General features: G+C 60.2%; 15 protein-coding genes. All 15 read left to right on the top strand.

The features are described 5' to 3' along the window. Positions 1-12: 12 nt before the first annotated feature. The 15 genes from AB4N43_RS08700 to AB4N43_RS08630 all read left to right on the top strand — a co-directional run bounded on the left by AB4N43_RS08700 (position 13) and on the right by AB4N43_RS08630 (position 13,348). On the top strand, positions 13-360 hold the full coding sequence (locus tag AB4N43_RS08700) for an Hpt domain-containing protein (RefSeq protein ID WP_027922360.1): 348 nt from the start codon (positions 13-15) through the stop codon (positions 358-360). Positions 361-463: 103 nt separating this feature from the next. Beyond that, positions 464-1,852 carry a flagellar hook-length control protein FliK gene (locus tag AB4N43_RS08695; protein ID WP_059181379.1) on the top strand — a complete coding sequence of 463 codons (1,389 nt, stop codon included), beginning with the start codon at positions 464-466 and terminating at the stop codon, positions 1,850-1,852. Positions 1,853-2,074: 222 nt separating this feature from the next. Further along, entirely contained in the window at positions 2,075-2,572 is a 498-nt protein-coding gene (fliL, locus tag AB4N43_RS08690) for a flagellar basal body-associated protein FliL (RefSeq protein ID WP_027922362.1), read from the top strand. Positions 2,573-2,581: 9 nt separating this feature from the next. Beyond that, positions 2,582-3,550, top strand: a complete 969-nt coding sequence (fliM, locus tag AB4N43_RS08685; protein WP_027922363.1) for a flagellar motor switch protein FliM — start codon at positions 2,582-2,584, stop codon at positions 3,548-3,550. A gap of 68 nt (positions 3,551-3,618) precedes the next feature. After that, positions 3,619-4,077: a flagellar motor switch protein FliN gene (gene fliN, locus AB4N43_RS08680; protein ID WP_027922364.1), complete on the top strand. Its 459-nt coding sequence runs from the start codon at positions 3,619-3,621 to the stop codon at positions 4,075-4,077. Next, the gene (gene fliO / locus AB4N43_RS08675; protein WP_059181378.1) at positions 4,078-4,524 is read left to right on the top strand and encodes a flagellar biosynthetic protein FliO; all 447 of its coding nucleotides are present in this window, start codon (positions 4,078-4,080) and stop codon (positions 4,522-4,524) included. Beyond that, the gene (gene fliP / locus AB4N43_RS08670) at positions 4,524-5,282 is read left to right on the top strand and encodes a flagellar type III secretion system pore protein FliP (RefSeq protein WP_027922366.1); all 759 of its coding nucleotides are present in this window, start codon (positions 4,524-4,526) and stop codon (positions 5,280-5,282) included. The genes fliO and fliP overlap by 1 nt, the downstream gene beginning before the upstream one ends. Then, a complete protein-coding gene (fliQ, locus tag AB4N43_RS08665; protein WP_007948918.1) occupies positions 5,279-5,548 on the top strand; it encodes a flagellar biosynthesis protein FliQ in 270 nt (89 codons plus the stop codon). The genes fliP and fliQ overlap by 4 nt, the downstream gene beginning before the upstream one ends. Before the next feature lie 3 nt (positions 5,549-5,551). Next, on the top strand, positions 5,552-6,337 hold the full coding sequence (fliR, locus tag AB4N43_RS08660) for a flagellar biosynthetic protein FliR (RefSeq protein ID WP_027922367.1): 786 nt from the start codon (positions 5,552-5,554) through the stop codon (positions 6,335-6,337). A 3-nt stretch (positions 6,338-6,340) separates the two neighbouring features. Further along, complete coding sequence (gene flhB, locus AB4N43_RS08655; RefSeq protein ID WP_059181377.1) at positions 6,341-7,480, top strand: flagellar biosynthesis protein FlhB; 1,140 nt, start codon at positions 6,341-6,343, stop codon at positions 7,478-7,480. 169 nt (positions 7,481-7,649) lie between these two features. Next, on the top strand, positions 7,650-9,779 hold the full coding sequence (gene flhA, locus AB4N43_RS08650; protein WP_027922369.1) for a flagellar biosynthesis protein FlhA: 2,130 nt from the start codon (positions 7,650-7,652) through the stop codon (positions 9,777-9,779). An 11-nt stretch (positions 9,780-9,790) separates the two neighbouring features. Further along, positions 9,791-11,125, top strand: a complete 1,335-nt coding sequence (flhF, locus tag AB4N43_RS08645) for a flagellar biosynthesis protein FlhF (protein ID WP_059181376.1) — start codon at positions 9,791-9,793, stop codon at positions 11,123-11,125. A gap of 116 nt (positions 11,126-11,241) precedes the next feature. Next, a complete protein-coding gene (fleN, locus tag AB4N43_RS08640; RefSeq protein WP_003222917.1) occupies positions 11,242-12,072 on the top strand; it encodes a flagellar synthesis regulator FleN in 831 nt (276 codons plus the stop codon). After that, the gene (fliA, locus tag AB4N43_RS08635; RefSeq protein WP_007894214.1) at positions 12,069-12,809 is read left to right on the top strand and encodes an RNA polymerase sigma factor FliA; all 741 of its coding nucleotides are present in this window, start codon (positions 12,069-12,071) and stop codon (positions 12,807-12,809) included. The genes fleN and fliA overlap by 4 nt, the downstream gene beginning before the upstream one ends. Positions 12,810-12,976: 167 nt before the next feature. Beyond that, on the top strand, positions 12,977-13,348 hold the full coding sequence (locus tag AB4N43_RS08630) for a chemotaxis response regulator CheY (RefSeq protein ID WP_003183998.1): 372 nt from the start codon (positions 12,977-12,979) through the stop codon (positions 13,346-13,348). The last annotated feature ends 11 nt before the right edge of the window (positions 13,349-13,359 follow it).

Here is a 13,359-nt window from a genome sequence, read left to right as displayed (position 1 = left end):
AGGAGTGAGCAAGTGGCTGACACACATCTGGACCCAAACGTGCTGAGCGCGTTGCAGGAAGTGATGGAGGATGAGTATCCGGAGCTACTGGATACGTTCATTCGCGACTCCGAAGAGCGTTTGAAGCTTCTGCAGAATTATGCCGATGCCATGCAACTCAGGGATGCTGCCCACAGCTTCAAAGGCAGCAGCAGCAACATGGGCGCCACTCGCCTGGCTGAGCTGTGTCATGAGCTGGAGCAGCGCGCCAACCAAAAGAGCCTCGCGGGCATTGAAAAGCTGGTGGGGGAAATCGACGGCGAATTCGCCATCGTCCGACCGCTTTACGAGGCAGAAAAACAGCGTTCTCTCTCCGAGTAACCTGACCACCCGGCGCTTTTAGCGCCGGATGGTTAAACCTGGCTCGACCCTTGCAGACATCTCGCTCACTGTACCTACGATCCCAGTGCAGCGGAGACCGTTTATGCCCGTTACCCCTAATTCACTTCTTCAGGCCAGCACAGCGGCCAAGACGCTTGCCGCGTCCGCCAATACCCCGGCGGTGGCTGCCGAGCCAGGGGACAAGGCGTCCAGCTTTGCTGAGGTCTACGCCAATCAGGCTCAAGACAAGCCTGTCGCGGCCGCTGATAAACCGGCCAAGCCAGCGACGGACAATGCGCCGCAAGGCACTGCAAAAACAGACGGCAGCAGTGACAAGGCTGCCGCCCCGGAACCTGCGGTTGCCGATAGCGGCAATTCCTTGCCCGCCGAAAAACCGGCGCCGGCCGAGGATGCGGTTGCCGATGATGTCGCACCGGATACCTCCGAGACGCCGGTGGCCGACACCGCGCCAGCCGACCCAAGCCTCGATCCGTCCCTTGATCCAGCCTTGATGGCAGTCGTGCAGCCGGTGATCGCGGCACCCGTCGAGCCCGCTGCGCCGGTGGCCGTTACCGCACAACCGGCAGTGGCATCACCCGTTGCGGCGACCACGGCTGCCGCCCCTGCGCAAACGGCTCCTGCGCCCGTCGCTGCAACCGCCGACAGTGATTTCGATCCTGAAGCCGATCCGCTCGATGCCCTGCCGGCAGTGCGCCTGGCCATGGAGCAGAGTGGTCACGTTTCCGCGTCCAGCCAGTCCCAGCCCAAAGCGTCGCCGGCCCAGGCCCAGGCTGACGGCGAACTGACCTCGGCGCAGAATTTTGCCGCCGGCATGGCGAACATGCTCGACGTGCAAGCCGACAAGGACAGTACCAGCCAGGGCGGCGAGAAGGCGTTCAGCGGTCTGATCGATGACGGCCTGAAAGACCTGAAATCCGCCAGCAGCGACACCCGTGTCGATGACTTCGCCAACCGTCTGGCGGCATTGACTCAGGCGGCCACGCCGAAAACAGCCAACGCCTTGCCGGTGAATCAGCCGATCGCCATGCACCAGAGTGGCTGGACCGAAGAAGTGGTCAATCGGGTCATGTACCTCTCCAGCGCCAATCTCAAGGCGGCCGACATTCAGTTACAACCGGCCGAACTGGGGCGCTTGGACATTCGGGTGAACATGGTCCCGGATCAACAGACTCAGGTCACCTTCATGAGTGCCCATCCAAGCGTTCGTGAAGCGCTGGACAGCCAGATGCATCGCCTGCGTGACATGTTCACCCAGCAGGGCATGGGGCAGGTCGACGTCAACGTGTCCGACCAGTCCCGTGGCTGGCAGGGACAGGGCCAGGAACAGGCGCAACAGGGGCAGGGTGGTCGCACCCATGCCAGTGGTGGTCGCCTCGACTCAATGGATGAAGAACTCGCGCCGACGGTGGCTGAAGTGGCGCAAGCTGCTACCAGCGTGATTGGCTCCAGCGCCGTCGACTACTACGCCTGATAAAAACGCAAAACCCTTGTAGGAGTGAGCCTGCTCGCGATAGCGGTGTAACAGTCAACGAAGCGGTTGAATGTTACTGCCTTATCGCGTTCAGGCTCGCTCCTACATTTTTTGTGGTGTCCCTGAAATCCCCGCCCAGCGCCCTCCCGACACTTCTGGCATAACACTTGCTCTTGCCTTGCCGTGCGACTGTGAAAACCCGAATAGTGACGGATTATTGGCATGGCGAAGAGCGAAGCAGTAGTAAAAGACCCCGCAACCAAAGGCAAGATCAAGCTGATTGTTTTGATCGTGGTGGCCTTGCTGCTGGCGATCGGCATGTCCGTGGGGGCGACCTGGTTCTTCATGCACAGCGCCCAGAGCAAACCGGTTGCGGCGGAAACCGCCGTGGTCGGCAAGCAGCCCGCGATTTTCGAGCCCATGGCGCCGGCCTTCGTGGCTAACTACAACCAGAATGGCCGTCAGCGCTACATGCAGGTGAGCATCACCATGCAGGGCCGCAACCAGGCCGATCTGGACGCGCTCAAGGTGCACATGCCGGTGATCCGCAACAACCTGGTCATGCTGTTCTCCGGTCAGGATTTCAACACCCTGGCCACGCCGGTTGGCCAGGAAATGTTGCGTCAGAAGGCCACGGCCAGCGTGCAGGAAGTGGCGCAGAAAGAACTCGGCAAAGTGGTTATCGAACAGTTGCTTTTCACTAATTTCGTACTGCAGTAGGAACACGACATGGCCGTGCAGGACCTGCTGTCCCAGGATGAGATCGATGCGCTGTTGCATGGCGTCGACGATGGTCTGGTACAGACCGATAACGTTGCTGAACCCGGCAGCGTCAAAAGCTACGACCTGACCAGCCAGGATCGCATCGTCCGCGGACGCATGCCGACTCTGGAAATGATCAACGAGCGTTTCGCCCGCTACACCCGCATCAGCATGTTCAACATGCTGCGCCGCTCGGCGGACGTTGCCGTCGGTGGTGTGCAGGTGATGAAGTTCGGCGAATACGTGCACTCGCTGTACGTGCCGACCAGCCTCAACCTGGTCAAGATCAAGCCGTTGCGCGGCACTGCGCTGTTCATCCTCGACGCCAAGCTGGTGTTCAAGCTGGTGGACAACTTCTTCGGCGGCGATGGCCGTCACGCCAAGATCGAGGGGCGTGAATTCACCCCGACCGAACTGCGCGTGGTGCGCATGGTGCTGGAGCAGGCCTTCGTCGATTTGAAGGAAGCCTGGCAGGCGATCATGGAAGTGAACTTCGAGTACATCAACTCGGAAGTGAACCCGGCCATGGCCAACATCGTCGGCCCCAGCGAAGCGGTGGTGGTGTCGACCTTCCACATCGAACTCGATGGCGGTGGCGGTGACCTGCACGTGACCATGCCGTACTCGATGATCGAGCCGGTGCGCGAAATGCTCGACGCCGGTTTCCAGTCGGACCTCGACGATCAGGACGAGCGCTGGGTCAACGCCCTGCGTCAGGACGTGCTGGATGTCGACGTGCCGATCGGCGCTACGGTTGCCCGTCGCCAGTTGCGCTTGCGCGACATCCTGCACATGCAGCCGGGGGACATTATCCCGGTCGAGATGCCGGAAGAAATGATCATGCGCGCCAATGGCGTGCCTGCGTTCAAGGTCAAGATGGGCTCGCACAAAGGCAACCTTGCGTTGCAGGTGATCGAGCCGATCGAGCGCCGCTGACCGGCGCTCAAACCTCCTTGTTTTAACAGACTGCTACTAACCGAATTTTTGCCCGCCGAGGACAAATGATGAACGACGATATGAACGCGCAGGACGACCAGGCGCTGGCTGATGAATGGGCTGCGGCCCTGGAAGAAACCGGTGACGCCGGTCAGGACGATATCGACGCCTTGCTGGCTGCCGATACCGCTGGCTCGTCGTCCAACCGTCTGCCGATGGAAGAGTTCGGCAGCGTGGCGAAGAACAACGACCCGGTGAGCCTGGAAGGTCCGAACCTGGACGTGATCCTTGATATCCCGGTGTCGATTTCCATGGAAGTGGGCAGCACCGACATCAACATCCGTAACCTGCTGCAACTCAACCAGGGTTCGGTGATCGAGCTCGATCGTCTGGCCGGTGAGCCGCTGGACGTACTGGTCAACGGCACGCTGATCGCTCACGGCGAAGTGGTCGTGGTCAACGAGAAGTTCGGCATTCGCCTGACGGACGTGATCAGCCCAAGCGAACGCATCAAGAAGCTGCGCTAAGTGAAAAAGGTTCTGGGGTGTGTACTGGCGATGCCCTTCAGTGCGCTGGCCGCCGAGACGGTTGCGACCGCTACGACGGCGGCCGCGCCGGCGGTCAGCAGTGGCGTGGCCGGGCAATTGACGCAGTTGGTCTTCGGCTTGCTGCTGGTGCTGGGGTTGATCTTCTTCCTCGCCTGGCTGTTGCGCCGGGTCCAGCAGGCCGGGCCGGCCGGCAAAGGGCAGGTGATCGAGTTGATCGGTTCCCGCGCACTCGGTCCCCGTGATCGTCTGATGCTGGTGCAGGTCGGCAACGAACAGATTCTGCTTGGCCTCAGTCCTGGCACCATCACCGCGTTGCATGTGCTCAAAGAGCCGGTGCAAGTGCCGGGCGTGACTGAAAAAGCGACCCCGGAGTTTGCCCAGCGTCTATTGGAGATGCTCGGCAAGGATCAAAAGGATAAGAAGTAATGGGTGCGTTACGCATCGTCTTGACGCTGGCCCTGATGTTGGCTGCGCCGCTGGCGTTCGCCGCCGATCCGTTGTCGATCCCTGCGATCACCTTGGGCACCAACGCCAATGGTGCTCAGGAATACTCGGTCAGCCTGCAAATCCTGCTGATCATGACCGCGCTGAGTTTCATCCCGGCGTTCGTCATGCTGATGACCAGCTTCACGCGGATCATCATTGTCTTCTCGATCCTGCGCCAGGCCCTGGGCCTGCAACAGACACCGTCGAACCAGATCCTCACGGGCATGGCGCTGTTTCTGACGCTGTTCATTATGGCGCCGGTGTTTGACCGGGTGAATCAGGACGCCTTGCAGCCGTATCTGGCGGAAAAACTGACCGCCCAGGATGCCGTCGCCAAGGCTCAGGTGCCGATCAAGGACTTCATGCTGGCGCAGACGCGCAGCAGCGATCTTGAATTGTTCATGCGCCTGTCCAAGCGCACCGACATCGCGTCGCCCGATCAGGCGCCGCTGACCATTCTGGTGCCGGCGTTTGTCACGTCTGAGCTGAAAACCGCGTTCCAGATCGGCTTCATGATTTTCATTCCGTTCCTGATCATCGACCTGGTGGTGGCCAGTGTGCTGATGGCGATGGGCATGATGATGCTCTCGCCACTGATCATTTCCCTGCCGTTCAAGATCATGTTGTTCGTGCTGGTGGATGGCTGGGCGTTGATCATCGGTACGTTGGCGAGCAGCTTCGGCGGTGTCTCGCCATGACGCCGGAAGTCGCGGTAGACATCTTTCGCGAAGCGCTGTGGCTGACCACGATGATGGTTGCCGTGCTGGTGATCCCGAGCCTGCTGGTCGGCCTGTTGGTGGCGATGTTCCAGGCCGCCACGCAGATCAACGAACAGACCCTGAGCTTCCTCCCGCGCTTGCTGGTCATGCTGGTCACGCTGATCGTTGCCGGCCCATGGCTGGTGCAGACGTTCATGGAATACATCCTGCAGTTGTACGGCAGCATTCCTCAGGTCATTGGCTAAACCATGCCGTCGCTGTTGCAACTGACCGACACCCAGATCAGTACCTGGGTGGCGACGTTCATGTTGCCGCTGTTTCGCATCGGCGCCCTGCTGATGGTCATGCCGGTGTTCGGTACAACGCTGGTGCCCAAACGTGTGCGTTTGTACTTTGCGTTGGCGATCACCGTGGTGATCGCTCCGGGGCTGCCGCCGATGCCGCCGGTCAATGCGCTGGACTTGAGTGGGCTGCTGCTGATCGCCGAGCAGATCCTGATTGGCGCGATTCTGGGTTTTTCCTTACAGCTGTTCTTTCAGGCCTTCGTGGTCGCCGGGCAGATCGTTTCCATTCAGATGGGCATGGGCTTCGCGTCGATGGTCGACCCCACCAACGGCGTTTCGGTGGCGGTGATCGGGCAGTTCTTCACCATGCTGGTGACACTGCTGTTCCTGTCTATGAACGGGCATCTGGTGGTGTTCGAAGTCCTGACTGAAAGCTTCACCACCCTGCCGGTTGGCAGCGGATTGTTGGTCAATCATTTCTGGGAACTGGCCGGCAAGCTCGGCTGGGTCCTCGGTGCGGCGTTGTTGTTGGTGTTGCCAGCGATCACGGCGCTGCTGGTAGTCAACATCGCGTTCGGCGTGATGACCCGGGCCGCGCCGCAGCTGAATATCTTCTCTATCGGTTTTCCGCTGACCCTGGTGCTCGGGCTGTTCATCGTCTGGGTCGGGCTGGCGGACATCATCAATCAGTATCAACCGCTGGCCACCGAGGCCTTGCAGTTTTTACGCGAACTCGCACGGGCGCGCTGAGTCATGGCTGAGAGCGAAAGCGGTCAGGACAAAACAGAAGACCCCACGGAGAAGCGCAAAAAAGACTCACGGGACAAGGGTGAGATTGCGCGTTCCAAGGAGCTCAACACCCTGGCGATCATGCTCGCCGGCGCCGGCGGCCTGCTGGTTTTCGGCGGCGCCCTCGCGCAGGAAATGATGGAGCTGATGCGGATGAACTTCACGCTCTCGCGGGAAGTGATTCTGGATCAACGCAACATGGGCACCTTCCTCCTGCATTCGGGGCAGATTGCGCTGGTGGCGATTCAGCCGTTGATGATCACCTTGCTGCTGGCCGCGTTGATCGGTCCGATTTCCCTGGGTGGCTGGTTGTTCGCAGCGGGTTCCATGGCACCGAAGTTCAGTCGCATGAATCCTGGCGCGGGGCTCAAGCGGATGTTCTCGGCCAAGGCCATCGTCGAGCTGCTCAAGGCGTTGGCGAAGTTTCTGATCGTGCTGTTCGTGGCACTGGCGGTGTTGTCTTCCGACATCGACGACCTGATGCGCATCGCGCACGAGCCGTTGGAGATGGCGGTCATTCACAGCCTGCAAGTGGTGGGCTGGAGCACCTTGTGGATGGCCTGCGGGCTGATCATCATCGCCGCCGTCGACGTGCCGGTGCAGTTGTGGGAAAGCCACAAGAAACTGCTGATGACCAAGCAGGAAGTGCGCGACGAGCACAAGGATCAGGAAGGGCGGCCGGAGGTCAAACAGCGCATCCGCCAGTTGCAGCGCGAGATGTCGCAACGGCGGATGATGGCGGCCATTCCCGAGGCCGATGTGGTCATCACCAACCCGACCCACTACGCCGTGGCGCTCAAGTACGACCCGGACAAAGGCAGCGCGCCGGTGCTGCTGGCCAAGGGCAGTGACTTCCTGGCCTTGAAAATCCGCGAAATCGCCGTGGCCAACAATGTCTTGCTGCTCGAATCGCCCGCCCTGGCGCGTTCGATCTATTACTCCACCGAGCTGGAGCAGGAAATACCCGGTGGCCTGTACCTGGCGGTCGCCCAGGTATTGGCTTACGTCTACCAGATCCGCCAGCACCGCGCCGGCAAAGGCAAGCCGCCTGAGCCGCTCAAGGATGACCTGCCGATTCCACCGGATCTGCGCCGCGATTCCTGACCCACCCCTGTAGCAGCTGTCGAGCCTCGCAGGCTCGACAGCTGCTACAAAAAAACTCCAATCAATCCCTCTATTTACCTCCTCTGCAAAAGTTGGAAGGCTTCTTGCAATAGCCGCTTTGCGCCAGCTTCAGGCGTCAAAAGTTTGCTTTAAAGGAACGGGGAAAACCGTGGATCGCTCTCAGTTATTCAACAGTGCTCGCACAAACGTTGCCGACTTAAGTCGGGGCAATCTGGGCGTGCCGTTGTTGCTGCTGGTCATGCTGGCCATGATGATGCTGCCGGTGCCGCCGTTCCTGCTGGACGTGTTCTTCACGTTCAACATCGCACTGTCGATCGTCGTTTTGCTGGTCTGCGTCTACGCCTTGCGGCCGCTGGACTTCGCGGTGTTCCCGACCATTCTGCTGGTCGCGACGTTGCTGCGACTGGCGCTGAACGTGGCCTCCACGCGGGTGGTGATGCTCCACGGTCAGGACGGCCACGCCGCCGCCGGTAAGGTGATCCAGGCCTTCGGTGAGGTGGTGATCGGCGGTAACTACGTGGTCGGTATCGTGGTCTTCGCGATTTTAATGATCATCAACTTCGTCGTGGTGACCAAGGGTGCCGGGCGGATTTCCGAGGTGAGCGCGCGCTTCACCCTCGATGCGATGCCCGGCAAACAAATGGCAATCGACGCCGATTTGAACGCCGGCCTGATTGATCAGAACCAGGCCAAACTGCGCCGGATGGAAGTCGCCCAGGAGGCTGAGTTCTACGGTTCCATGGACGGTGCCAGCAAATTCGTGCGCGGTGACGCCATTGCCGGCCTGTTGATTCTGTTCATCAACCTGATCGGCGGCATGGCGGTCGGTATCTTCCAGCACGGCATGACCTTTGGCGATGCCGGTCGGGTGTACGCGCTGTTGACCATCGGTGACGGTTTGGTGGCGCAATTGCCATCACTGCTGTTGTCCACGGCCGCCGCGATCATGGTGACCCGTGCTTCCGGTTCGGAAGACATGGGCAAGCAAATCAATCGCCAGATGTTCGCCTCGCCGAAAGCGTTGGCTGTCGCGGCGGGACTGATGGCAGTGATGGGCCTGGTGCCCGGCATGCCGCACTTTTCCTTCCTGAGCATGGCTGCTCTCGCTGCCGGTGGTGCGTACCTGTTCTGGAAGAAGCAGAACGTGGTCAAGGTCCAGGCGCTGCAAGAGGTCAAGCGTCAGCAGGAACTGCTGCCATCGCCGGCCCGCGCCATGGAGACCAAAGAGCTGGGCTGGGATGACGTCACGCCTATCGACATGATTGGCCTGGAAGTCGGCTATCGCCTGATTCCGCTGGTAGACCGCAATCAGGGGGGGCAACTGCTGGCGCGGATCAAGGGCGTGCGCAAGAAGCTGTCCCAGGACCTGGGCTTCCTGATGCCGACGGTGCATATCCGTGACAACCTCGACCTGGCGCCGAGTGCCTACCGCCTCACGCTCATGGGCGTGATCCTGGCAGAAGCCGAGATTTACCCGGATCGCGAACTGGCGATCAACCCGGGGCAGGTCTACGGCACGCTTAATGGCATAACCGCCAAAGATCCGGCTTTTGGCCTGGAGGCGGTCTGGATCGAAATCAGCCAGCGCGCCCAGGCGCAATCGCTCGGTTACACGGTGGTCGATGCCAGTACCGTGGTTGCCACGCACTTGAACCAGATCCTGTACAAGCACTCCAGCGAACTGATCGGTCACGAAGAAGTCCAGCAACTCATGCAATTGCTGGCCAAAAGCTCGCCTAAACTGGCTGAAGAGCTGGTGCCGGGCGTGGTTTCGCTGTCGCAGCTGCTCAAGGTGTTGCAAGCGCTGCTGGCCGAACAGGTGCCTGTGCGCGACATTCGCAGCATCGCCGAGGCGATCGCCAACAACGCCGCCAAGAGTCAAGATACTGCCGCTTTGGTGGCCGCTGTGCGGGTCGGTGTATCCCGCGCAATCGTCCAAAGCATTGTAGGTACTGACTCCGAGCTACCAGTGATCACCCTGGAGCCAAGGTTGGAACAGATATTGCTCAATAGTCTTCAGAAGGCAGGACAAGGCTCGGAAGAGGGCGTTCTGCTGGAGCCAAGCATGGCAGAGAAGCTGCAGCGCTCGTTGATCGATGCGGCGCAGCGTCAGGAAATGCAAGGTCAGCCGGTGATTCTGCTGGTGGCCGGCCCGGTTCGCGCCATGTTGTCGCGATTTGGCCGACTGGCAGTCCCGGGTTTGCATGTGTTGGCTTATCAGGAAATCCCTGACAACAAGCAAGTGACCATCGTTGCGACAGTAGGGCCCAACGGCTGAGGTAGTGGTTTATGCAAGTTAAGCGTTTTTTCGCCGCCGATATGCGTCAGGCCATGAAACTGGTTCGTGATGAGCTGGGCGCCGATGCCGCCATTATTGGCAATCGCCGGATCGCCGGCGGTGTCGAGCTGACGGCTGCGCTGGATTACAAATTGTCGGCGCTGGCCCCGCGCGTTCCGAACATGGAACTCGAGGATGAGCTGCGCAAGACCCAATCGCGCATTGTGACTGCCCAGGCCGAATTGAGCCTGCGTGGCGATGGCGAGACCGAAGGCGACAAGACCACCAATCGCCAGTTGTTCGCCGGCCTGCCACTGACCGCTGCCGAGCCACTGATCGAACCGACCTACGCCGAACCGCGTCGCTCGGCGCCTGCCCCGGCACCGGCTGCTGGCGGCGTTGATCCACGTGCGTTCGACTCGATGCGCTTCGAACTCAACAGCCTGCGTGAACTGATGGAAGTACAGCTCGGTTCGCTGGCCTGGAATCAGCTGCAAGGCAGTCGTCCGGCCCAGGCCAACCTTTGGCGTCGCCTGCAACGCATCGGCCTGTCCGGCCCGTTGTCGCGCGATCTGCTGGCCATGATCGGTGATATCGATGAGCCCCGTCAGGCCTGGCGCATGTTGCTGGCGCACCTGGCGCGGATGATCGCCACACCGGAAGTCGAGCCACTGGAAGAGGGCGGCGTGATTGCCATGGTCGGCCCTGCCGGCATGGGCAAGACCACCACCCTGGCCAAGCTCGCTGCCCGTTACGTGCTCAAGTACGGCGCGCAGAACATCGCGCTGGTGAGCATGGACAGCTTTCGCATTGGCGCCCAGGAGCAGCTCAAGACGCTGGGGCGCATTCTCAATGTGTCGGTGACCCACGTCGATCCGGGCCAGTCGCTGGTTCAGGCGCTGGAGCCGCTGCTGCGCAAACGCGTGGTGCTGATCGATACCGCAGGCCTTCAGGCCAGCGATCCGGCCCTGCGCATGCAGCTCGAAAGCCTGGCCGGGCGTGGCATCAAATCAAAAAATTACCTGGTGCTCGCAACCACCAGCCAAAAACAGGTTCTAACAGCCGCTTATCACAGTTACAAGCGCTGCGGGCTCGCTGGCTGCATCCTGACTAAACTGGATGAAACGGCAAGTCTGGGCGAGGTGCTGAGCCTGGCGATCAGTCATGAATTGCCGGTGGCGTACCTGACCGATGGTCCGCGGATTCCGGATGATTTGCATCTGCCGCGCCGTCATCAGTTGGTCAGTCGCGCCGTGAGCGTGCAAATGCAGGAAGAACCCAGCGAAGAAGCCATGGCTGATATGTTCGCTGATATTTACCACAGCCCGACCAAGCAGGTTGGCTAAGGTAGTCATGAACAGTTTTTGTACCTACATCGATGGTCTGCCATGCATTGTTCCATTTGCGAACGCGCAGCCAGTAATGTGGCCTCCGTCTATGCAAGACAAGGTAAAGAAATAACATGGGCAGCATGCATCCCGTACAGGTGATCGCGGTGACCGGCGGCAAAGGTGGCGTCGGCAAGACTAACGTGTCAGTGAATTTGTCACTGGCCCTGGCTGAACTCGGCCGTCGCGTCATGCTGTTGGACGCTGACCTGGGCCTGGCGAACGTCGACGTTCTGTTGGGACTGACACCCAAACGTACCCTGGCCGACGTGATCGAAGGCCGCTGCGAGCTGCGCGACGTTCTGTTGCAGGGCCCGGGCGGTATTCGAATTGTTCCGGCCGCGTCCGGTACCCAGAGCATGGTTCATTTGAGCCCGGCTCAACACGCCGGCCTGATCCAGGCGTTCAGCGACATCGGCGACAACCTCGACGTATTGGTGATCGACACCGCTGCGGGCATAGGTGACTCGGTAGTCAGCTTTGTTCGCGCAGCGCAAGAAGTCTTGCTGGTGGTCTGCGACGAGCCGACCTCGATCACCGACGCCTACGCGCTGATCAAACTGCTTAACCGCGATTACGGCATGAACCGCTTCCGTGTCCTGGCCAACATGGCCCAGAGCCCGCAAGAAGGTCGCAACCTGTTCGCCAAGTTGACCAAGGTCACCGACCGCTTTCTCGACGTTGCCTTGCAATACGTCGGCGCGGTGCCTTACGACGAAAGCGTGCGCAAGGCTGTGCAGAAACAACGTGCCGTGTATGAAGCCTTCCCGCGTTCCAAGTGCGCCCTGGCGTTCAAGGCCATCGCGCAGAAAGTTGATACCTGGCCGCTGCCTGCCAACCCGCGCGGGCACCTTGAGTTTTTCGTCGAGCGCCTCGTGCAACAGACCGCAGGACCCGTCCTATGACAGCCAGTGGCTACAACCTCTACAAGAAGTCGGCACGTGACGCGCAGTACGAGCTGATCGAGCGTTACGCGCCACTGGTCAAACGCATTGCTTACCACTTGCTGGCCCGTCTGCCGGCCAGTGTCCAGGTTGAAGACCTGATCCAGGCCGGGATGATCGGCCTGCTCGAAGTATCGACCAAATACGACGCCAGCAAAGGCGCCAGTTTCGAGACGTACGCGGGCATACGAATCCGCGGCGCCATGCTCGATGAAGTACGCAAGGGGGACTGGGCGCCACGTTCGGTCCACCGAAATACCCGTATGGTCAGTGACGCAATTCGCTCTATTGAAGCTAAAACCGGCCGTGACGCTAAAGATCACGAGGTTGCGGCCGAACTCCAATTGAGTCTCGACGATTATTACGGGATTTTGAACGACACCCTGGGCAGCCGCTTATTCAGTTTCGACGATCTGTTGCAGGACGGCGAACACGAAGGGCTGCACGAGGATGGCGCGAGTGCTCATCTCGAGCCGTCACGCGATCTGGAAGATGAACGCTTCCAGGCGGCGCTGGCGGACGCGATTGCCAATTTGCCGGAGCGCGAGCGACTGGTGTTGGCGCTGTACTACGACGAAGAGTTGAATCTCAAGGAAATCGGTGAGGTCCTGGGGGTCAGCGAATCGCGGGTCAGCCAGTTACACAGCCAGTGCGCGGCCCGTTTGCGGGGGCGTTTGGGGGAGTGGCGAGCGCGCTGAAGGCAGTGTGGGGACACTGCGAACGGGGCTGGTGCGGATTTGAACGGCACCGGTCGCGATCTGTTGTGCTCCAGACAGTCATCGAGTGAATTGCCGAATTGATTGAAATGGCGCGTCCAGGTGCTGGGCGCGTTTAAGACTGCTTGGAGGTCGAATTGGACAAGAACATGAAAATCCTCATCGTTGATGACTTCTCAACGATGCGGCGGATCATAAAAAACCTGTTGCGTGACCTTGGGTTCACCAACACGGTCGAGGCTGACGATGGCACTACCGCCATTCCGGTTCTCAACAGCGGGAGCATCGACTTTCTGGTAACGGACTGGAACATGCCTGGCATGACCGGTATCGATCTGCTGCGCCACGTGCGCGCCGATGAAAAGCTCAAGCACCTGCCGGTGTTGATGGTGACCGCTGAAGCCAAGCGCGAGCAGATCATCGAAGCGGCCCAGGCCGGTGTAAACGGCTATGTGGTCAAACCCTTCACGGCCCAGGCGTTGAAAGAAAAAATCGAGAAGATTTTCGAACGCATCGGTTGATCCACTGCGCC

The organism is Pseudomonas sp. S2_B07, from assembly GCF_054668435.1.
This window is presented reverse-complemented; position numbering and strand designations above follow the sequence as displayed.

Coding starts and splice junctions, on each gene's coding strand:
- fliL (WP_027922362.1), top strand. CDS start 2,075: ATGGCGAAGAGCGAAGCAGTAGTAAAAGACCCCGCAACCAAAGGCAAG.
- AB4N43_RS08630 (WP_003183998.1), top strand. CDS start 12,977: ATGAAAATCCTCATCGTTGATGACTTCTCAACGATGCGGCGGATCATA.
- fliA (WP_007894214.1), top strand. CDS start 12,069: ATGACAGCCAGTGGCTACAACCTCTACAAGAAGTCGGCACGTGACGCG.
- flhF (WP_059181376.1), top strand. CDS start 9,791: ATGCAAGTTAAGCGTTTTTTCGCCGCCGATATGCGTCAGGCCATGAAA.
- fliM (WP_027922363.1), top strand. CDS start 2,582: ATGGCCGTGCAGGACCTGCTGTCCCAGGATGAGATCGATGCGCTGTTG.
- fliR (WP_027922367.1), top strand. CDS start 5,552: ATGCCGTCGCTGTTGCAACTGACCGACACCCAGATCAGTACCTGGGTG.
- fleN (WP_003222917.1), top strand. CDS start 11,242: ATGGGCAGCATGCATCCCGTACAGGTGATCGCGGTGACCGGCGGCAAA.
- AB4N43_RS08695 (WP_059181379.1), top strand. CDS start 464: ATGCCCGTTACCCCTAATTCACTTCTTCAGGCCAGCACAGCGGCCAAG.
- fliN (WP_027922364.1), top strand. CDS start 3,619: ATGAACGACGATATGAACGCGCAGGACGACCAGGCGCTGGCTGATGAA.
- flhB (WP_059181377.1), top strand. CDS start 6,341: ATGGCTGAGAGCGAAAGCGGTCAGGACAAAACAGAAGACCCCACGGAG.
- fliP (WP_027922366.1), top strand. CDS start 4,524: ATGGGTGCGTTACGCATCGTCTTGACGCTGGCCCTGATGTTGGCTGCG.
- fliQ (WP_007948918.1), top strand. CDS start 5,279: ATGACGCCGGAAGTCGCGGTAGACATCTTTCGCGAAGCGCTGTGGCTG.